Consider the following 19,583-nt stretch of genomic DNA (forward strand, 5'->3'; position numbering starts at 1 on the left):
CTAGCCGACCATCCGGCGGATGTGCGAGGGCGGCGTCGCGCGCAGCGCGGTCAGCGGTGTGGCCGGCAGGTGCCACCACAGCCAGTGGATGGCGAAGGCGGGGTGCTTGTCGGCCTTGAGCCGCGAGATCCAGCGCGACACGGCGATGCCGGCCGCCAGGCAGGCCGCGAAGGCGGTCTTGGTGCCGGCGAGGTAGCCGATGAAGAAGGCCAGCAGCACCGGCGCGGCGACATCGATGTCCCAGAAGCCCAGCTTCCAGTTGTCGTCGAGGCGGCGCGGGATGTAGGTGTCGGTACGCATGCCGGGCTCCCGGGGCGCGAGGCCGGCTCAGACGACCGCGCCCATGATCGCGCCGGCGATCACCAAGCCGACCGCCCCAAAAATCGCCAACCCGACGTAGAACAGCACCGGGCCGAAGTTGCGCAGGGCTGCCAGGCTGATGAGCGCCACGACGAAACCGACGAAGCCGACCAACGCCTTGATACCCGGGCCTAGGGAGGCGATCTGGGTGAGCGCGGACGTCAGTGGCCCCGTGATGCCGGTGAAGGCCACCAGGTCCAAGGCGAAGCTCGGAAAGGCGGTGCACAGCCCCAGCAGGCCGAGGGCGAGCAGCGAGAGAATGGCGACGGGACGGCGTCCGTCAAGGCGGGACGGCGCAAGCGTTGCGGTGCTCATGGAGACCTCCGTTGAGATGAGCGTCGGAAGACGGGTCGCGGGCGGGTCGGAGCGGGTCGATGAGCGGGTGGGGGAAGCCGGTGTGAAGCGGGTTAGTTGCGGGTGCGGGGCGGGTTACGATCCTGAGGGCGCGAGGCGGTCCACCGTGATTTCGACGCGGCGGTTTCGCGCGCGCCCGGCCGCGGTGTCGTTGCTGGCGGCGAAACAGCACTTGCCTGCCGCCTCCACGGTCATGGCGTCCCGGCGCGCGGGACGCGCTTGCGCCAGGTGTTCGCGTACGGCATGGGCGCGGGCGGTGGCGAGTGCGTCATTGACGTCGGCCGGGCCGGTGGCGTCGGTGCGGCCGGTGATCGTGATGCGCCCTGCATCGGGCAGTGCCTCGGCGACCTCGCGCAGGACCGTTCGGGCCGTGGGACCGAGTTCGGCGCTGCCGAACGCAAAGCGCACCGTCCAGGTCTGGCTTTCGGCGATGGCTGGCGCGATGACATGCACCGGAGGCAGCACGGTCTCCGTTGCCGGCCCGGGAACGGATGCCGGCACGACCGGATCGGGCACAACCGGCACCGGATCGACTGGGCGCGGGGCGTGTGCCGCGGTGGTGCTCGGGACCCGGTCGAGTGTCTTGGGGGTGGGCGTCGGGCACGCCGGCGGCACGCAGCGGACGAAGTCCGCCCGCGCGCCGTAGCCGACCTGGGCAAGGTGGCCCACGGTGCGCGGGGTGGGCGGCGGCTGCGTCGGCGGGTGGGCGCAGGAATACAGCAGCGCGGCCGTGGCAACCGCCTGGCAGAGCCGGCGCGACACCCGCGCGAGAGACATGTTCATGGCGCCACCCGTACGGCGAGCATCGGGACGGCTATATCGGCGGCGATCCCAGGGGCGGCGTGGCGAGGCGTGCCGGCCTGCCGCGAAGCGGCGGTGACCCCCGGAAGCTGGCGGTACACCTTCCAGGCGTACCGCGCCCTGGCCCGGGCGCAGTCGTCGCCCTTGAGCTGGGTGCAGGCGGCGTTGTAGGCCCCGACGCTGTTCCAACTGCGGCCGAGGCGCGAGAAGAGGTCGGCCAGCAGCCACGCGCCGACATCCAGGTTGGTGCATGGCTCGAACAGGTGTGCTTCGGTGATGCCCCGCCGGGCCAGCCTGGGCAGGTGGCGGCTGTTGATCTGCATGAGGCCGATGTCGTAGGAATCCGTCCGCGAAAGGTGCGAACGGTTGACGGCCTTGGGGTCGAGGTTCGATTCCACCTTGGCGATGGCGTAGAGCAGGTCGGCTGATACTTCGTGGCGCTGGGCGACCTCGTCCCAGCAGGCATGGGCCCACTGGGGCAGTCCGCACAGCATGGACAGGGCGAGGAGCACAGGGCGGGGCATGACTCACCTCTCGAGCGTCGAACCACCTTCCGCGGGCGCGGAAGGACCAAGGGTCGGGGCCGGCAAGCCGGCCAGGGTGGGGGACGGGTCGGCTCGCGTTGCGTGGGCGAGGTGAATCAGGCGGGTAAGCGAGCAGGTAGCGGATCGGGCGGGCGGTGCCGCGATCAGCCGCTTTCCGGCACGGCGCGGCCGGTTGCGCGCCGGGCCATGTTGAGCCGTGCGTGCTTGAGGGCCAGATTGCCAGAAGGGTCCGCCTCGCGGCACAGGGCGACGGCAGCGGTGGTCAACTGGTCGAGTTGGAACTTGGGGTTGGGGTGCTGATTCGCCGGCGAGCGCTGCAAGGCCTGCAGCTGTTCGTACTGCGGCCGCCACATCGCTTCGCGCCGGCGGGCCGTGGCGGGATCGCGCAGCACGAGCTGGGTGCCGAGGTAGCTGAAAAGCCTGCGGGCACCGTCCGGCGGTGCCAGTGCCGCGGAGACGCAGGCGCTGATGAGGTCGGGCAGGCGGAAGGTCGGCGCCAGATTCTCCGGGCGCTTGAGGAGGCCGTAGAGCCAGTCGTGTTCGTCAATCCACAGGCGGGTCTCGACGACGTCCAGCGTGTTGCCTTCCTCAACGGATGGCGTCGCGCGGTGCGGACGGGGCGTTGGTGTCGCGGTGATCATGGTACGGGCCTCGAGTCGTGGCGTAATGCGCTTTCGAGCGCATGACCAGAGCGTAGGCGCCCCTGTTCGGGGTGTCTCCCGGGAATGTCGCTCTTTATGGCGGGGATTTCGCCATCAAGGCTTCGAGCACTGTGCAGCGGTGAAAGATCGACCTGTGGCGCCAGGGGCGGATGGCGGGCGTGAGCCCGCACTTCAAACTTTCTGAATGGCGCCGGGATAGCGTGCAACGAGCGCGTCGGCGGTCAGCAGCAGGATGCCTTCGGTGTTGGCTTGTGCGACCAGGATGCGGTCGAACGGATCCTTGTGGATGGGCGGAAGGACGTCCACCGCGATGGCGTGCTCACTCAGGATGGGCAACTCGGTATAGCCATTGTCGAGCAGGCCGCGCCGCAACAGGCGCGGGTCCGCCTGGAAATCGGCCCGGCCGAGGCCGCGCTTGATGGTGATTTCCCACAGGCTGGCCGCGCTGAAGCAAGGCTCGTTGTCCGCCGCCTCGATCAGGGTGCGCGCCGCATCGGATAGCCGCTCCGGCATGCCCGCGGCCCATAGCAGCAGGTGGGTGTCCAGCAGCAGCTTCATGCTTCGCCGCCGAACATCTGCTCGATTGCGGCCGCACCCATGCTGTCGAAGTCGTCCGGCACTGCGATCCTGCCGGCCAGAAAGCCCAGCCGGCGCTGGTCGGGGCCGGCTGGCGCGTCGAGTGGCGTCACCTTGACCAGTGGCTTGCCGGCCTTGGCGATGATGAAGGATTCGCCCTTGGCCGCTTCATCGACCAAGCGGGAAAGCCGGGTCTTGGCCTCATGGATGTTGACGGTGTGCATGGCCTCCACTTGATTGAACTAAGTCTTGTTAGTTTAGTTTGATGCTCGTCGCGTGTGCAAGGTGCCTGGGCCCGGATTGATCCTTCACCCCCACGCAGTTCGTATAGCCGGGTAGCCTCTCATCCGCGCCGATGGAAACACGCCAGTGCCTGTCCCGCCAGCGCGCCGACTACCAGCGGCACGCCCGGCAGCCACAGCGGCGGCAGCGTCACCGGCAGCACCAAACCGACGACCGTGGCGCACACGATCACGATTCCCGCGCTCGCGTACAGCGCGAACATCTCGGGGCCGTGCTGCCGGAATTCCCTGGCCTTGACGAGCCGGGCGCATCCGCCGTCGGCCAGCGTCGCGAGGACGAAGGCGGCGAGCCAGGGCAGCCATTCGAGCAGGGTGGCCTGTCGGGTAGCCGACACCTGCAACTCGGCCTGAACTGCCGTTGTTCCACCGTGGTCTATCGGGCTGCAATGCGCCGGTTACCTGCCGTCGGATCGGGCGGAGTGTCGAGGTGAGTAGCCACCGGTCATGTTATCCATGGCAGAATCTGGCCAGCTTTGGCTTTGCCGTGACCTGGTTCGCTAAGCTCGTTTGTCAAGTACGGGATGGTTTGCCGCGCGCCCGGCTGATGATTCAGATCTGTTATCAGGAGAGGGAATTGACGCTATTCGTCTATATCACCGATACATGCAGGGACGACGCAAAGCGCCACGGTGTGAGCGAAGCGATTGAGCGCTTGCGAACAAGTGTCGAGGAGACACAGAGCTTGTCTCAGTTCGACCCCTTTCCCCCTCCCTACCATGTCAAGAAAAAGCTGACCGGGCGGCAGCCGCGACTGGTCGCCAAGGAGAAGAAAGTCGGCGGTCATCTGGTTGTGGTGTTCCTTACTGTGATGATCCGCGGTAGTCGGGAGTACGAACAGGATTTCTGCAGCGATCCAGTGGTTTACGGTGCACGGCACTTTGATGATCTTGTCAGCGATGCGACGCTGGCGGCGTTTGTCGGCAATCGAACTGCCTTGGGTCAGCAACCCGCCAAGCCCGATCCTTCGGATGTCGAGAACGAATTGCTCTACGGGGCATTCTCGCATGCGGGTCTCGTCATCCCTGGTGCGTGTGCCCAGGAAGATGCACTGGATCGCATTGTCTGCGAGTCGCATGAGTGGGTGGAACAGGTTGCTCAATTACGTATCCAGAATCAGCTTACCCGACTTGCGCCGCTTTGTACCAAGGCACTGTCGGGCGACGAAGGGTTACAGTATTTGCCCTCCTCAGAAAAACAGGGCTGGGGAATTTGGTCCTACCGTCGAGCGGGGTATGTCCTTCTGTTGCGAGTGGTTGATGGGGCAAACACTTCCACTGTTGAAGCTGAGGTTCGACAGGCAGCGGCGGGCCTCGATGCAGGGGAAACCGAACTCTTACTAAAAGCGAGCCGTCGGGCCTATCCTGCCACAGTACTCACCGACGATGAGCTTTGGATCGATCTTGAACGCGAAGAGATCGCCAACATGGCGCTTTCGCCCGAGGAATCCGAGGTCCTGAAGAGCGCAAGGCACTCCGACACGCCGTTTCCGCTCTTCATTAACGGTCGTGCAGGAAGTGGGAAGTCCACGATCTTGCAGTACCTCTTTGCGGACATCCTGTTCGCCTACGGCACCCGGGTTGGCTTCGGCATTGGAGGCGGCGCGGGGACGAGCGGCGCACTAGGGTGTCCGCTCTATCTAACGGCAAACGGCGAGTTGCTGCGTAACGCAAGGAACTTCGTGCATCGGCTGCTGACCGGCGAGGCACAATTCGTGGATCCGGATGACGGCATGACGTGCAAAGACATGGATCTTCCGAATCTGCTCGATGAGGCATTTCGGGAGTTCCACCCGTTCATGCTCAGCCTGCTGCCGAGGGAAACACGCTCCCGTTTTCAGAATGCCAAGCACATTGACTATCCGCGCTTCCGCCGCCTCTGGGAGCAGCGCTTCGGCAAAGACCCCAGGGCGAGCCGCGAATACGGCCCGGACCTCTCGTGGCACGTGATTCGCAGTTACATCAAGGGGATGGGGGCAGTCGAGTTACTCTCGCCGGAGGACTACGGCCAACTGTCGGAGAATCAGCTGACTGTGACCGAGCAGACATTCGCGGCGGTTTACGAGCAGGTCTGGTTGCGCTGGTATTCCGGCGTCCGCGAAGAGGGATATTGGGATGACCAGGACCTGGCTCGCTGTATTCTCGACCACGACCTGGCGCCGCGAAGCTATTCGGCCGTGTTCTGCGACGAGGCCCAGGATTTCACCCGAATCGAACTCGAGGTTTTGTTGCGCCTGAGCCTGTATTCGAACCGATCGCTGCCGCCCGATGCGGTCAGCCGGGTTCCCTTCGCTTTCGCGGGAGATGAGTTCCAGACGCTCAATCCAACTGGATTCCGCTGGGATTCAGTCAAAGCAGCGTTTGTGGAGAAGTTCATCTACGAACTGGATCCGGGGCGCCGAACGGAAAAAGCCGATCTCAACTACCGGGAACTCCACTACAACTACCGTTCCTCCGAGCCCATCGTCCGACTTTGCAATCTGGTTCAGGCGCTGCGGTCGGCAACCTTCGGGATTCCCGAGTTGCGGCCGCAACGGCCGTGGCTTCGCCAGCGCAATGCGCCGGCGGTGCTGTTCTATAGGTCGGGGGACGCGGGGTTCTGGTCGTCATTCCGCGAGCAGGCCAGCGCTTACGTAGTCATTGTCCCCTGCAATGAAGGTGAAGAGGCCGAGTTTGTGGCGAAGGATCCGAACCTGCGGGAACACATCGAACTCGTCGACGGCATACCCCGCAATGTGCTTAGCGCGGGCAGGGCCAAAGGCTGTGAATATCCGGCGGTCGTCGTCTACGGATTCGGCGATCAGGCGGACAAGGACTTCTGTGCACCGCTCGGCGAAACCACGGCAGGAGACGCCGATTCGAGGCAGTTGCTTTCTCTCCAGTACTTCATCAATCGAGTATATGTCGCCGTCTCAAGACCGAAGTCGCGATTGGTAATTGTGGATGGTGACGATGGACTCCGGAAACTGTGGCTCATCGCAAAGGACGAGTTCGCGCGTGAGCGGCTGGTCGGAGCGCTCAAACGCGGAGTGGAAGTGTGGGCGTCGGAGATCGGGGGCATGGTGGTCGGCCGCCCCGGCGACCTATCGCGCGATGACGTTCCCGACCGCCTTGAGAACGCGCGAGCGTTCGAGGAGGACGGCCGCGCGCGGCGCGATGCCTATTTGATGATGCAAGCGGCAAGCGCGTACCGAGAATCCGACGACATTGCAAAGTGGCGCGAGTGCCGCGCCAGGGCGTTGGATTTCGACGACAAGGCGCTGGAAGCCGGGACGGCCTACGCCGAAGCCGGTCTGCTCGAAGACGCTCGACGCTGCCTGTGGCGTGCCGAACGCCCAGGTTGGCTCAAGCTGTTGGAACTGACCAACGATCATCCCGAACTGCTCGCATCGATCGAGGTTCAATGGGCCAAGGCGATTCAATCGAAGCCCGACGTTCGCGCGGCAACAGACGTGATCGAGCGCTTTCTTCAGCGGACGGACAATGACCCGCGTTTCGCCCAGGCCAGTTACGGGGAGCCGATCTGGCAGGCAGCAGTGGAGGCGCTGCTCGACCGGATGGTCGGCCAGGCGGTTCTGAGCATTCCGAAGGCCGTCGCGGCCGGCATGCTGCAGATACTCGACAGGCTCGAAAGATTTGGAATTCGGGTCGCACCTAAGCTGCTTGCCGAATTCTGCTTCGTTGCCGAAGAGTACAAGCGCGCTGCGGATGGCTGGGAGGAGCAGGGGGACCGGCGAAGTGCGCGTTATCTCGAGGCGCGCGCGAAGTCGTCGCCGTATCCCGAATGCCTGGAATTTTGGGGTCGACTGAATGATCACCAGCGGATTTCATCAGAGTTCGAGGCGCATCCGTCCACCGTACTCAACGCGGCGGATTCCTCCACCGTAATCGCCGCCCTGCTAAACCTCAACAAGTTGGATCGATCGCTGGCGTTGGCGACCCAAGCAGGGTCCGGCGGCGGAGCCCTTGCGGTGGCGCTGGCAGCGCATCGAGAGCGGAAAGACGATCTGGCGAATCGTGCGCTGACGTTATCGATGGCCATTTTCGTGGAGCAAGGGGAGTGGGATTCCGTGACGTCTTTCCTTGCGAACGGCGCGCTGGGCAATGGAGACGAGTGGCGGGACAAAGAAGTCCGTTCCTGGCTGAAAGACATGGCGTTTGACCTGAAGATCAGCTTGGTCAAGGCGCTTGCTCGCTCGGACAAGCTGCCTTCTGCGCCTCCTCGATCCGAAAAGATCATAAGTCAGTTCCTAAGAGATTTCCTCCGGGTGAAGGACAACAAATGGAATACGCATATTAGCTACCTTGAGGCCGGCGCAGCTCATGAGCGTACCGGGCGTATAACCGATTCGCTGATGTTCTACGAGGCGGCTTTGCGCGAAAATCTTCGTAGCAAGGAGCAGTTGCAGATTCGTATGCGCTGGCTCGCGGTCAAGTCGCGGCAACTCCAGTATGAGCGCTCCCGGCAGAAGAGCGACCCGAAGCAAGGGAAGGCTATTGAGGCGGAAATCCGGGTCAAGACTGAAGACTGGAAATTGGCACGTCCCGCTGAGCTTGCGGAGTATCCGGAATTTGAAGCGCAAGACCCGATCGGCACGCTGGAGAAGGCTACCGCATACGACATTAGGCGCGCCCCGATCGCCAGTGCGATTGAGGGGCTCGTCAACCCGCCGCATACTCATGCCGGCCCTGTCCTTCCCGTGGAGGCTCCACGGAAAGAGCAGGGTTCATCGCCACCCGCAGTTTCTCCACGGGACGCTGACGATATCCGGGACGCAGCCATCGAAATTGCGGGTCTGAGGGTCGAGGTGAAGCGCGACAAAAAACTCTGTCTCCTAACGCATCTGGAAACCATGGATACGGCGCGCCTTGAATGGGCTGGCCAGCGCGTTGTCGGTTTAGTAGAGATCAAGAACGGTGACGGGTGCTGGGAAATTCCAGCATGGGGCCTAAGCATCGAGTTACCCAACTGCGGCAGCGACGTGGCGGTACTTCGCATGTCAGGAATCATGATCGACCTTGCTATACGCCGGTGATGAACAGTACGGTGGTCTTGTGAGGCTCCAGAAATGCCGTCGACCCGAAAAGTGCTTCAAATATAGTGGACAGCTTTATGGACGTCGGCACCTCCCGCTATCCTTGAGCTTATTCGTTGAACGTGCGCCGTAGAACTGCCTTCTCTTTTTTCAAACGAGTAGAGTGAACATTTCCTCCCAAGACACCATCACGCTGCTGTTGCCGTTTCAACGCTACCGGATGCGTTTTTCGCATCGCCTGCTGGACAGCTTGGGGGGCGTATCGCGCTTTGTCCTTCGCGCGCTGGCCGACGGCTTGGCGCTGGAGCAGATCGCGGAAGTCACGGCCCTATCGCACATGGTGTTGCTGCAACAGATGACCTTCCTGGAGCGCCACCATTTTGTTTCCATCGCACGAGATACCGATGCGCCCGTGGTGACGTTACTCGAGCGCGGCGCCAGAATGGTTGCTGTCGAGCAATATTTGCGCCAGGGCGATCATCGAGTCTGGCTCGATAGTTTCACAGTGGACCGGAATGCGGCCCACCTTCTGGTTACGCCTGACCCCGGTAGTTTGATCCGGATTCCGCTCGGGGACTCCCGTCGAGACGCAAGGCCGGAGGTTCGCCTGCCGGTTCGCCGGTACCAATACCATTTGTTCGACGACGTGAGCCGGCTACACAGGCTGCTGGACCAGAACAAGTTGGCCGATCTCATCGGGCATTTCTGGAGCGGCGCCCAGGAGTTGATCTCGGAAGAAGTCGATTACATGGACTGCGTGCTGGCGCAAGAGACGATGGACACGCAGGACTATTACCCGCTGCGCCTGTCGGCAGGCGAGTTGCTGGACATTGCAGATACGGCGGCGGCTGGAAAAAAGGCCGCACTGCCATTGCTGCTGGTGCCGGTGCTTGAAGTGACGTTGAAGTTCGGCCGAGCCGAGGGCTTTCCTTGGCCGGTGGCCGTACCTGCCGCACGGACGTCATACCTAGAGTTGGTCACCCAGCGGTCGCTGCCACATTTCATTTCCGACAGGCAAGCCGATCCGGCGGCTCCGGACGTTGCGGTCGTGCCAGCGGCCATCGGCACGCATCCGCCAGAACTTACCGATACGATCGTACCCGCGGGTCTGTCCGTGACCTGCACCACAAGCCGGACCTATGCGCGGCGAACGATCGATCACCGGGCGCTGACCCGCCTGATGCACGAAGGCGCGGATGTGTTCTTGATCTCGTTCAATCAAACCGCGCGCGAAACAGAACTTGCCCCTGAAGCGGAGTTGCCATGCGAGTAGTAGACCTGTTCGCAGATCTGTACGAATGGGAGGACAACGAGCGCGAGCGCGTGCATCGCATGGCGCGGGCTGGCAAACACATTTACACGGCCGCGAGGCATGGCGCATCCACCGTGAGTCCCGTGGTGGTCGTCGACGCGGCGCTGGCGGTACTTGATGCGCTGGACGCCTATGTTGGGTATAGAAGAGCCAAGGAAGTTACCCGGCAACTGGAGATCGAAGGAGACACCCTGCGCCGGCTGCTGGAGGAGTTGTATGAGCAGCAGGCAATCAATGCAAAAGTGATGGATGACAGGCATGCGCAAACAGTCAGCTCGTTGCGCGCGCGCCTGTCTGTCATTGCGGCGGAAGTCGTGATAAGCAGAGATACCTTCGACAGCCTCACAATGCAAGCGAAGAGCATGGGGGGCGCTATTGGCGCGCTGCGCGTGAATTCGGCGCCGAACTGCGCATATCTGTTAAAGCTGGAGCGCGCGTATTACGACCTAGTCGATCTGCAGCTGCAGACCATGATGAATGCTGTGAAAGAGTGAGGAAACCAAACAATGAAGAAGCCAACACCGAAGCAGGACGAAGCGGGCAAGAGCACCGGCAGCAAGACCAATGCGCAGACGGTGAACAAGGTGCTCGATATCGGCAAAGGCATTGTCTCGGTCAGCAGCGGCCTGATAGACCTGGGCAAGGAGAAGGAAAAGACCAACCAAGTTAGTATAAAGGCAGCTGCCGACATTGAAGTTGCCCGGCAGACCACCGAGCGGCATCGCCTGTCCGCCAACGTGGCGCACGATGAAATCGCCCGATTGCGCGAAAAGGACGACAAGGATTTCCAGACGGCGATGGTAAAGCTTGCAATCGAGCGCGATGACAAGGCATCCCAGAATCGCGTTCGGGAAAGCTTAGTCCAACGGCTTGTACAGGACTCCGAGGTCAACAAGGCCCAGATCGTGGACACCTATCAGGCGTTGCTTAACAACGAACGAAAGAACTAGGCGGGGCTGCGCATGCTACCAGCATTGGTCGCAGGCATCGTCATCGGTGCTTCGGTGGTGGCCTACCTGTATGACAGGATGACCGACGAAGAAGAGGCGCTGCAGGAAGAACTGCGCCGCAGGAATGCGGAGTTGCGCAGGCGGTATAGTGCCAGCGTGGATGACGACCGGCGCAGGCAGGCGATCAAGAGAAAACAGCTGGCCACCGAGATGGCAGCCACTCGACGTGAATACTGCCTTCGCTTCCGGGAGCGCGTGAATACGCCACTGCAGGAGTTCCAGGAACTGGCTGTCACGCTGAAAACCAGTCTGAGCGACCCCACCATCAGCTCCTACCGCCGCAACGCGCTGCGCTTGCTGCAGGCGCGCTTGGAGGACACGGGGAACCGTCTACAGGCCTACCGTAACTATTGCGATTGGTATTTGAAACAGCAGGAGTGGCTGTCGGAGCATGGGCGCTTCGAGACGCTGATCTCTTTTCCGGACCCGTCGGTACGCTTGCCCGAAGACTGGTACTACGGCGGCAAGGTGGCCGTGGCTTCGGTTACGGAGCTTGACCGCGTTCGCAACGGGTACGGCCAGATGCTCGAACTGCTACAGGAACGTGTAGGCGGCGATTACAGCGATGCCACGCAGCGCGCGCTGATGCTTCAGTATCCGGACCAAGAAGCGATACCGGTGCAATTGCTGGCGCAGAAAAATCCCCATTTCTTCAAAGCCTGCATTCTTCGCGGTGCACTCTATGTAGAGCATGTCCTCGAGCAACTGCCGTGCACAGGGATTGTTCGTAAGGCGAAGCGCCATGACGTGTTCGGCGACGGATATATCGTGCAATGCTACCCCGGTTTTTGCACCGTGGGTAGGCAGCAGGGGCTCAATGGCGGGCTATCCGCCTTTCTGCCACGGTCTGAATCGAGTTTTCCGGGCAAGCGCTATTTGCCGGGAGAGAAGATCGAAGTCTTTCTTCATTACTACGACCTGCTTCTCAGCAACGGGAATACCACGGTCACGCAGTATCGAGAATCGCTGGACGTAGGCGGCAAAAGCAGCGCTAGCGCGCCGGTATTCCTACATGCGGATGCCAGTAAGCATGACTTGTACCCGCTGATCGAGGAAGCCGCCCAAGGGGCAGTTTGGTGTTTGTATAGTTGCGTCGAGCGGCAAGACCGGTTTTGCGTCACGCTGCAAATCGGGGCATGGCAGGTCGAGGCGGAAGCTGGCCCGGGCGACATCCAACTGCAGCTCGTCGATACGGCGCGCACCAGCATCCGTAGTGTTGATTTGGACGAGCTGCCATTTTCGGTGCGCCTGATCGACCGGCGATTCAGAGACCATGTATTCTGCGATGCGCTGAGGTTCCAGGAATTCCTGCAGTTCTGTAATCAGCAGACCCGCTACGGCGAGGATGTGACAGGCCGCAAGGCTGCGGGCGAGTTCTTTAGCCGGTGGAGCAAGGTGACGGACTATCTGCTGGAAGAGAACGGATACGAGACGTTCTGGCTGACGCCCGATCGAGATCCGGAGGAAGGGCAGTGGGATTGCCGGTGCGAAACCGATCTTCGATCAGACCTTCAACGCTTGATCGAGAAGGCATTCTTTAAGCCGCAGCTGTTTCTTGAAGAGCGGTACATGAGCGCCTCGGGCGAACGGTGGCTGCGCATCGGGGAGTTGATCGGACTGCCGGAATCGCTGGAAAAGGGGCTATTCCGGCTCTCGCATGCAGGCATTAGGCGTCCGGGCGCATACGATCGGTACGAACGCATTGAGACAATGCCTTTGCGTTTGCGTTTCCCGCTGGGCGGGGAACTAGCCAACCTGGGGCGGCAGCGCGAAGCTCTCCAGGCCTTCATGAACGGTCGCCTGCAGAATCCAGTCTTGCAACAGATTCTTATCATGCCGGCGGGCTATGTTCCGCAACCCGACCCTGTGTGGGAAGCCCGGGTCGGCCAGGGCTTGGAGTGGCAGGACAAAAATTGGCAGGACCCTGGCAAGGCGGCCGTTGCCAAGCGTATCGTCGAAGAGGCGCTTACCGAGTCCAACCTGTATTTGATCCAGGGGCCGCCGGGAACGGGGAAAACCACCTGCATCGTCGAGTTGCTGTATCAGATTTTCGCCGCAGCGCCGGAAAGCCGGGTGTTGGTGGTTTCACAGCAGAATACCGCCGTGGATAATGCGCTCGATCGCTACCTGGAGCGCTATCCAGACCGTCGCAAGAATGTCGTGCGGATGGGAGGCGATATCAGCAAGGTGCAGGCAAGCCTGCATCCGAACATGACGGAGACCATCCTTAGCGATTACCTGACGAGCCGTCAGCAGGAGTACAGTCGCTCCGTCGCGCTGCATATGGATGCGCGCGCCGCTTTAGTGCAAGACTGGATTGAAAGCGTGTATTCGCCCGGGGACGACGGACGTCCGCGATTCGACGAAGAGCTTACGGAACTACTGGTGAACGACTACCCGGTGGTTGGCGCCACGTGCGTGGGCATGGCTTCGCGCCGCCACGGCACAGACCGGCTGGTTTTCGACGTGTGCATCATGGACGAGGGCGGACGCTCTACCGTGCCGGAGATGCTGATTCCGCTGATGCGCTCCCGCAAAGCGATCATTATCGGAGACCATTTCCAGTTGCCGCCGAGCATTGCCGCGGAACTCCGCGAAGCCGACGCCCGGGAGACCCTGCCATTCCTGGAGGAAACCTTCCTCAAGACGAGTTTCTTCGAACAGCTGTACACTAATCTGCCTGACGGGTGCCGGGGCATGTTGCGTGAGCAATACCGCATGGTCGAACCGATTGGCGACCTAGTGGCCGATCTGTTCTATACACATCAGGGCGAGCGGCGCCTAGTCAACGGCAGAGTACATGACCGCCAAAAATTCCTTGACCCGGGCCATCCCCTTCGCTGGGTCGATGTGCCGAACGGAAGGCAAACGAAAGAGAATGGTAAGGGGCCTAGCCTATTAAATGCAGAGGAAGCGAAGGCCATTCGGCTTTATCTGCAGGTGGCACTGGATTTTCTGGCAATACGCAAGGAGAGCCTGGGCTGCGAATTCAGGAAGAAGACAGTGGCCGTCATTACCCCCTATGGCGCCCAAAAGCGGTCAATTAAGGAACTGCTGGCGGACTTGGCAGCGACAGATGCGCGGCTGTACGAGGTCATGTCGATTGAAGTTGACACGGTGGACAGTTTTCAGGGTAGTGAGGCAGATGTCGTGCTCTATTCTACAGTTCGTACATATGGCAGCATCAGTTTTCTGTTGGATCGGCAGCGCTTGAACGTGGCCTGCTCGCGAGCCCGCGAGAACTTGGTTTTCTTCGGCGCCAGTGAATTTCTGCGCGATCAGGAGTCGCGCAGTAAGCAGTCTTTGTTCAGCCAGATTGTCGATCGCGCTACCTTCCGCCCTCCGCACAAGAGCGAGGCGTCACGTCGAGATGCGGAGAATTCTCCGAGAGATCGCCATAGGACAAATGTTTAGTGATGAGACAAAAGCAGCTTTGGTTGGCGAGGCCACGAATGTTAAGGGTTGTGGGATGCCTGCCTTAAGCGAAAACCGTGAAGGTGCGACCGACGTCTGCGGGTGGGCCTTGCACAAGCCTTAATAGAGGTTCTCGTTCGCCAGCCGGAGAAACTACCGCTTACCCCTGACTCAGCATGAGTGGCAGGTTACCGGCATAGTGCTGACCGTGACTTACGGATATGTGAGCGGCCGGATTGGCCGAGGAACTGCCGGTGCCCCGTCCTCTCCGGCGACGGTAATCCCCCCTCATCCGCGCCGATGGAAACACGCCAGCGCCTGTCCCGCCAGCATGCCAACGACCAGCGGCACACCCGGCAGCCATAGCGGCGGCAGCGTCACCGGCAGCACCAAACCGACGACCGTGGCGCACACGATCACGATTCCCGCGCTTGCATACAGTGCGAACATCTCGGGATCATGCTGCCGGAATTCCCTGGCCTTGACGAGCCGGGTGCATCCGCCGTCGGCCAGCGCCGCGAGGACGAAGGCGGCGAGCCAGGGCAGCCATTCGAGCAGGGTGGCCAGCCGGTAGCTGGCGAGCAGGAGCAGGGCGTCGATGGCGCGGAAATAGGGATTGTTGAAGAGCCGCTGGTTGACCGCGGACATCTCCCGGGACACCGCACCGCCGACATCCACCGGCGAAGGTGCGTCGTGCGCGGCCGGGATCGGCGTGGCGTCGGCGGTCGCGTCCTGCATCCGCATGGCGCGGTTCAGCATGCGCAGGGCGGGTTCTTCGCCCCAATACGCCACTGCCTGCGCATGCTCGGCGCGCAGTTGCGCGAGGAAGCGTTCCGGTGGGTGCGCCGACGGCAAGTACAGCACCAGCAGGAGCAGGCTTACCAGCGACACCACGGCGATGGCGCGGATCATGCGACCGCCCGAGGCATGTGGCGGATGTCCGCATCGGGATCGATGATCGGAAACCGGCCCTTGATGATCCGCCCGCCCGACACCGAGGCGAAGTACTGGAGGTTGGGCAGCTTGCCCAGCACGTCGGCCGGCACCATTTCCTCGAAGCTCTCGGTGAGCTGGGTGGAATAGCTCGACGAGAAGTCGCCGAGATGGACGTCCGCGCCGTGGCTCAAGCCCACCCGCATCGTATGGATCGCCGTCTTGCCGAAGGTCTCGACCACGAAGTCCTGGGTCGGTCGGTCCTTGGTGCGCAGCGCGATCAGGTTGTTCAGGTTGCCCAGCGCCATGCGTGCGGCGTCCTCGCTGCCCAGCCGCTTGGCCAGGTCCGCCAGGGTCTGCATCGCGCAGGTGGTGAAGATGCCGCCTTCGGCGCCCTTGTTGAGGATCTCGATCAAGGGCTGGTTGATGACGTTGGCCACCTCGTCCACGAACAGCGCGATGCGCCGGTAGCGCCCCAGGTTGTAGCGCATGCCGGCCCGCGCCGCCTGGTCGGCCAGCGCCAGGGCGCCGATGGCCGAGGCCACCGATGGATCGGGCAGCGCGTCGAGGCACATGTAGAGCACGTGGCCGGCGCGCTCGATCTTCTCGAAGTTCATGATCGGGCGCGTGTCGTCGGCGTCGAACGGGTCGGGCGACAGGCTGCGGCCGAGATCGCCCGAGGTCAGCATCGACAGGATGGGCAGCAGGTTGGCGGTGATCTTCTGGTAGTGCTCCCGGTTGTGGCGAAAGGTCCGCACCTGGGCGTCGATCACCTTGCTGCGCTGGCTTTGGGCGATGTGGCGCTCGTAGTAGGCGACGAAGGCCGTCAGTTCGGCGCTGGCGGCCTCCGACGGCCGCCTCAGGTTGCCGCGCTGGGCGTCGTGCAGCAGCTTCTTCATCTCGGGCAGTTCGCGCCAGCCCGCCCCCAGCGTCTGGTCGTAGTAGCGGCGCAGCGTGGCCTGCAGCACCGGTTCGATGCCGCCCTCGATGTACTGGGTCAGTTTCATCAGGTTTGGCCGTTCCTCGATGTCCACCAGGCCCTGCACCACGACATTGACCGCGTCCCAGCCGAAGGCCGAGAAGGCGCCGGCGGTGTCCGGCGGCATGATGGACTGGATGCGCGAGGCGATCTCGGTGGGCTTCTGCCAGTTGAAGGTGAAATCGAGGCGTACGCCCCGTTCGGGGAAAGCCGGGTGGAATTCGAGGAAGGTGTCCGGCTCGCGATAGTCGGCGCAGGCGCGTTCGACCACGCGCTTCAGGCGGCGGCTGTTCTTCGGGTCGATGATGATCACCACGTCGCCGCGCCGGACCGCCTGGGTGATCAGGTTGGCGAGTGCCACGCCTTTGCCGGACTGGGTCGTGCCCACCAGCAGGGTGCCGCCCTCGAAGTTCTGCAGCGGCCGGTGCAGCGGGACTTCCTTCGGCTCGACGCCATGGATGTAGGGCAGGCCGATCTCGGCGTCGGGCTGGGGTTGGCCGTCGTGGCCGAGCAGGCGCAGCAGGCGCGGCGACACCGCGAACGCCCGCCAATCGATCTTGGCCAGTTCATAGAGCCGCTGCGAATGGACGGGCTGCCATTCGAAGCCGAAGCCCAGGAAGACCGAGGCGGGATCGCCGCACCAGCGCGCCAGGGCCGCGGTGCCGATGGTCTCGATGCCGCGCCCGTTCAGCGAGGCGCGCAGGATCAGTATTCGCAGCGCCTGCGCGACGCGGAACAGCCCCAGGGCGAAGCAGGCCGCTGCCAGCGGCAGGGCCAGTTGCCGGGGAAGCGCACCGGCCACGCCGACCCCGATGAAATAGAGCAGCGCCACCCCCCAGGCGATGCCGGCATAGGCCTCGTAGGTCCGGCGCCAGGGCATTTCGTAGCGGCGCACCAGCATGTCAGCCCTGCTGCGCGGGCGGTGTGGTGACGCCGGCTGGGTCGCCTCCGCCCACGCAGTGCGGGCTGAGTACGACGCCGAGGGAGGTGGCGCCATTGATATCGTGCGACCGGGTCGGCGGGCCATCGTGGCCGCCGGGTTTCACCAGCAGTTTCGTTTCGACGAGCGCCCGTATCGCGAGAGACGGCTGGACGCCATGGCGCGCGAACGTCTCCAGCGGCACGAAGATGCCGTCGGCAACGATGCAGGCGGCCGCGTCGCCGTCCTCGTCGAGGGTGCGGAGGGCATCGGCCAGGGCTGCCCGCACCACCGGGTTCAGGCGCAGTGGGGCTTGCAGCGCGAATCTCGGCGGGGGCGGTGGTGCGGGCTCCGGTGGGAGCGCTTCGACGGATGTTGCCAAGGGGACCGTACTGGCGGTTTCCTCAGCAGGTGGATCGGACGGCGGAATGAGGGGTAACTGGGTGCCGCCCGGAGGTGGCGCCGCCGGTGGGGCGGGGGGCGATACCGGTGGGGTTGCCGGGGGCGGCGGCGCGGCGCCCGGCTCGACTGCCAGCGCCTGGGGCAGGGGAACAGGCGGCGGATCGATGCCGACGAGCAGAATGGCCGGGGTGGAGAGCTTGACGGCGTCGAGCGGGGACTTGGCGCCCGGCGGCAGGATGGACCAGAACGGGCGCTCCGCCTCTGCCGCCTCGAACACGCTGGCGGCCAGCAGTAGTTCCAGCATGGTCTCCGGCGCCTTGGGAATGCCGGCCAGTTGGTCCGCTTCGAGCAACTGGCGGACATCCTCGGCGCCGCCGGGCCAGACGAGGAACAGGCCGTCCTGCCCGTACCACAGGCGGGATTTCTCGGTATTGGGCGTCCAGGCCGAGTTGGCGCCCGCGAGCCGCCGCAGCGCGTCCACCAGGTAGCGTTCCAGGTGGGAGCCGTACTGCGGGGAGCCGTAGCGGTCGGCGCTGGCGGCGAGGTTGCGGTCGATGACCAGTGCCAGCGAGCGGCGGACGAGTTCGTCGAGGACGTTGCGCTCCCGATAGACCGGGATGCCGCCGATGCTGGCCAGCAGGTGCGGGACGATGACCGTGTTGCCTTCGGCCAGATCGGCCATCACCGCCGGCGGCACCACCAGCGGCAGCGCGAACAGGCCGAGGCCGCGGGCTTCGGCCGCCTCGGGGCGCCAGCGCAGGAAATAGCGCGCACTGCCGCGGGCGGCAAGCCAGTCCGCCAGCGGCTGCAGGAAGGCGGGCCACACCGCGCCGGCATCGTCGGTGACGATGACATGGCTCATGAGCCGGTGCAGTTCGCAGCACAGGCCGGCGATGAAGGTGGCGTGGCGCCAGCGCGGCTCCAGTTGGTGGCGGGACGAGATGCTCGTTCGCCCCGAGAAGATGTGGGCGTCGGTGCCCTGCAGGCTGAAGAAGGCGGTTTCGAGCCCCAGGCGCAGCAGGCCGCCAGGCGTGCTGAAGTAGTTGCCGGCGGTGGCGGGCAGCAGGTGCACGCAGGCGGCGTAGCGGCGTGCCAGGCTCAGGATGTCGCGCTCGAAACCGTCCCGGTCGGCGCCGTAGCACAGCTTGATGCGGGCGATCAGATCCGCCTCGCCAGCGAGCAGTTCGTCGACCGGCAACGCCGCGAAGCCGGGATCGGACGCGGGGTAGGAACGGACGGCAGCGGGGGGCGTGGCCATGGTGGCGCGGCGATTCCGGCGGGACTGTGAGGCGCCCTATTCTTCGGCGTACCGTCGCCGCTGTCCCGCCGGAATGGGGCTTATTCGGGCGGGTTATCGCCTTTGGCGCCGAGTTTCAACTGATGGAAGAGATCCAGCATGCCCAACTGCCGCGCGGTCATGTCCACGGTGGGGTGTGCCGGGTAGGACGCCTGGATGCGATGGTCCTGATCGAAGCGCGCCAGCAGCCTGCAGAAGGGGCAGGCTTCACCGGGCTGGGCGACAGTGCCCACGGCGGCCAGGAACGCGCAGCCGCAATCCGGGCACATCAGCACGGCAAGCGTCGGCGCACGGGCCAGCCAGATGCCGTCGATGTAGGACACCAGGCTGAAGGCCCGGTCCAGGCTGATGCGGCAAGGGCGCGTGGTGACCGCCTGGTAGGCGCGATAGGCCAGCAGCAGGGCTTCGCCGGCGCGTAGCCCCTGGCTGCGCAACTGCCGGTACTTGGCGCCGATGAGGCAGGCGTCGGCGCGCAGGATGAGGTTGGCGCCGTGATACCACTCGGCCGAATCGGGCGCGCGGCCGCGGGGAATCGCGCGCGCATCGGGGAAGAACAGCCTTTGCGCTTGACGCGGCGGCAGGCCGGTGACGAGGTGGATGGTCTTCAGGCGCGCGCCAAGCGCCGCCAACTGCCGGGCCAGTTGTATGGCGTGCAGATGCCGGTCGCCGCGGGTAGCCATCGGCG

Annotated in this window: 17 protein-coding genes; 5 read left to right on the top strand and 12 right to left on the bottom strand. The window is 63.6% G+C overall.

Going from position 1 to position 19,583, the window contains the following annotated elements:
• The 8 genes from traL to E6C76_RS13060 all read right to left on the bottom strand — a co-directional run bounded on the left by traL (nt 1) and on the right by E6C76_RS13060 (nt 3,977).
• Entirely contained in the window at nt 1-300 is a 300-nt protein-coding gene (gene traL, locus E6C76_RS13025) for a type IV conjugative transfer system protein TraL (RefSeq protein ID WP_136348636.1), read from the bottom strand.
• A gap of 27 nt (nt 301-327) precedes the next feature.
• Complete coding sequence (locus tag E6C76_RS13030; RefSeq protein ID WP_211090213.1) at nt 328-675, bottom strand: hypothetical protein; 348 nt, start codon at nt 673-675, stop codon at nt 328-330.
• Between the two features lie 114 nt (nt 676-789).
• Nucleotides 790-1,497: an OmpA family protein gene (locus E6C76_RS13035; protein ID WP_136348638.1), complete on the bottom strand. Its 708-nt coding sequence runs from the start codon at nt 1,495-1,497 to the stop codon at nt 790-792.
• Nucleotides 1,494-2,039, bottom strand: coding sequence for a lytic transglycosylase domain-containing protein (locus E6C76_RS13040; RefSeq protein WP_136348639.1), 546 nt, complete (start codon nt 2,037-2,039; stop codon nt 1,494-1,496). Before E6C76_RS13040 ends, E6C76_RS13035 begins: the two co-directional genes overlap by 4 nt.
• Before the next feature lie 164 nt (nt 2,040-2,203).
• Nucleotides 2,204-2,701 carry a hypothetical protein gene (locus E6C76_RS13045; protein WP_136348640.1) on the bottom strand — a complete coding sequence of 166 codons (498 nt, stop codon included), beginning with the start codon at nt 2,699-2,701 and terminating at the stop codon, nt 2,204-2,206.
• Nucleotides 2,702-2,893: 192 nt separating this feature from the next.
• Complete coding sequence (locus E6C76_RS13050) at nt 2,894-3,280, bottom strand: type II toxin-antitoxin system VapC family toxin (RefSeq protein WP_136348641.1); 387 nt, start codon at nt 3,278-3,280, stop codon at nt 2,894-2,896.
• Nucleotides 3,277-3,522, bottom strand: a complete 246-nt coding sequence (locus E6C76_RS13055; protein WP_136348642.1) for a type II toxin-antitoxin system Phd/YefM family antitoxin — start codon at nt 3,520-3,522, stop codon at nt 3,277-3,279. Before E6C76_RS13055 ends, E6C76_RS13050 begins: the two co-directional genes overlap by 4 nt.
• A gap of 119 nt (nt 3,523-3,641) precedes the next feature.
• The gene (locus tag E6C76_RS13060) at nt 3,642-3,977 is read right to left on the bottom strand and encodes a DUF4400 domain-containing protein (RefSeq protein ID WP_136348643.1); all 336 of its coding nucleotides are present in this window, start codon (nt 3,975-3,977) and stop codon (nt 3,642-3,644) included.
• Between the two features lie 197 nt (nt 3,978-4,174).
• Here E6C76_RS13060 and E6C76_RS13065 point away from each other — a divergent pair, with 197 nt between their 5' ends.
• From E6C76_RS13065 to E6C76_RS13085, 5 genes are all read left to right on the top strand, one after another.
• On the top strand, nt 4,175-8,632 hold the full coding sequence (locus E6C76_RS13065; RefSeq protein ID WP_136348644.1) for a helicase domain-containing protein: 4,458 nt from the start codon (nt 4,175-4,177) through the stop codon (nt 8,630-8,632).
• A gap of 163 nt (nt 8,633-8,795) precedes the next feature.
• Entirely contained in the window at nt 8,796-9,905 is a 1,110-nt protein-coding gene (locus E6C76_RS13070; RefSeq protein ID WP_136348645.1) for a hypothetical protein, read from the top strand.
• The gene (locus E6C76_RS13075) at nt 9,896-10,438 is read left to right on the top strand and encodes a hypothetical protein (protein WP_136348646.1); all 543 of its coding nucleotides are present in this window, start codon (nt 9,896-9,898) and stop codon (nt 10,436-10,438) included. The genes E6C76_RS13070 and E6C76_RS13075 overlap by 10 nt, the downstream gene beginning before the upstream one ends.
• A 12-nt stretch (nt 10,439-10,450) precedes the next feature.
• Nucleotides 10,451-10,894, top strand: coding sequence for a hypothetical protein (locus tag E6C76_RS13080; RefSeq protein ID WP_136348647.1), 444 nt, complete (start codon nt 10,451-10,453; stop codon nt 10,892-10,894).
• A 12-nt stretch (nt 10,895-10,906) separates the two neighbouring features.
• On the top strand, nt 10,907-14,368 hold the full coding sequence (locus E6C76_RS13085; protein WP_136348648.1) for a DEAD/DEAH box helicase: 3,462 nt from the start codon (nt 10,907-10,909) through the stop codon (nt 14,366-14,368).
• A 288-nt stretch (nt 14,369-14,656) separates the two neighbouring features.
• Here the strand turns inward: E6C76_RS13085 and E6C76_RS13090 are convergent, their stop codons facing one another.
• The 4 genes from E6C76_RS13090 to E6C76_RS13105 form a co-directional block, all read right to left on the bottom strand.
• A complete protein-coding gene (locus E6C76_RS13090) occupies nt 14,657-15,280 on the bottom strand; it encodes a DUF4400 domain-containing protein (RefSeq protein ID WP_136348649.1) in 624 nt (207 codons plus the stop codon).
• Nucleotides 15,277-17,181 carry a conjugative transfer system coupling protein TraD gene (gene traD / locus E6C76_RS13095; RefSeq protein ID WP_136348650.1) on the bottom strand — a complete coding sequence of 635 codons (1,905 nt, stop codon included), beginning with the start codon at nt 17,179-17,181 and terminating at the stop codon, nt 15,277-15,279. The genes E6C76_RS13090 and traD overlap by 4 nt, the downstream gene beginning before the upstream one ends.
• A 1-nt stretch (nt 17,182) precedes the next feature.
• A complete protein-coding gene (gene mobH, locus E6C76_RS13100) occupies nt 17,183-18,859 on the bottom strand; it encodes a MobH family relaxase (RefSeq protein WP_136348651.1) in 1,677 nt (558 codons plus the stop codon).
• Between the two features lie 80 nt (nt 18,860-18,939).
• Nucleotides 18,940-19,578, bottom strand: a complete 639-nt coding sequence (locus E6C76_RS13105; RefSeq protein WP_136348652.1) for a FlhC family transcriptional regulator — start codon at nt 19,576-19,578, stop codon at nt 18,940-18,942.
• Nucleotides 19,579-19,583: the final 5 nt, after the last annotated feature.

It is taken from the genome of Pseudothauera nasutitermitis (genome assembly GCF_004801295.1).
In the GTDB taxonomy this organism is placed as follows: domain Bacteria; phylum Pseudomonadota; class Gammaproteobacteria; order Burkholderiales; family Rhodocyclaceae; genus Pseudothauera; species Pseudothauera nasutitermitis.

Coding starts and splice junctions, on each gene's coding strand:
- traL (WP_136348636.1), bottom strand. CDS start 300: ATGCGTACCGACACCTACATCCCGCGCCGCCTCGACGACAACTGGAAG.
- E6C76_RS13075 (WP_136348646.1), top strand. CDS start 9,896: ATGCGAGTAGTAGACCTGTTCGCAGATCTGTACGAATGGGAGGACAAC.
- mobH (WP_136348651.1), bottom strand. CDS start 18,859: ATGGCCACGCCCCCCGCTGCCGTCCGTTCCTACCCCGCGTCCGATCCC.
- E6C76_RS13035 (WP_136348638.1), bottom strand. CDS start 1,497: ATGAACATGTCTCTCGCGCGGGTGTCGCGCCGGCTCTGCCAGGCGGTT.
- E6C76_RS13030 (WP_211090213.1), bottom strand. CDS start 675: ATGAGCACCGCAACGCTTGCGCCGTCCCGCCTTGACGGACGCCGTCCC.
- E6C76_RS13085 (WP_136348648.1), top strand. CDS start 10,907: ATGCTACCAGCATTGGTCGCAGGCATCGTCATCGGTGCTTCGGTGGTG.
- E6C76_RS13105 (WP_136348652.1), bottom strand. CDS start 19,578: ATGGCTACCCGCGGCGACCGGCATCTGCACGCCATACAACTGGCCCGG.
- E6C76_RS13050 (WP_136348641.1), bottom strand. CDS start 3,280: ATGAAGCTGCTGCTGGACACCCACCTGCTGCTATGGGCCGCGGGCATG.
- E6C76_RS13040 (WP_136348639.1), bottom strand. CDS start 2,039: ATGCCCCGCCCTGTGCTCCTCGCCCTGTCCATGCTGTGCGGACTGCCC.
- E6C76_RS13090 (WP_136348649.1), bottom strand. CDS start 15,280: ATGATCCGCGCCATCGCCGTGGTGTCGCTGGTAAGCCTGCTCCTGCTG.
- E6C76_RS13080 (WP_136348647.1), top strand. CDS start 10,451: ATGAAGAAGCCAACACCGAAGCAGGACGAAGCGGGCAAGAGCACCGGC.
- E6C76_RS13055 (WP_136348642.1), bottom strand. CDS start 3,522: ATGCACACCGTCAACATCCATGAGGCCAAGACCCGGCTTTCCCGCTTG.
- traD (WP_136348650.1), bottom strand. CDS start 17,181: ATGCTGGTGCGCCGCTACGAAATGCCCTGGCGCCGGACCTACGAGGCC.
- E6C76_RS13045 (WP_136348640.1), bottom strand. CDS start 2,701: ATGATCACCGCGACACCAACGCCCCGTCCGCACCGCGCGACGCCATCC.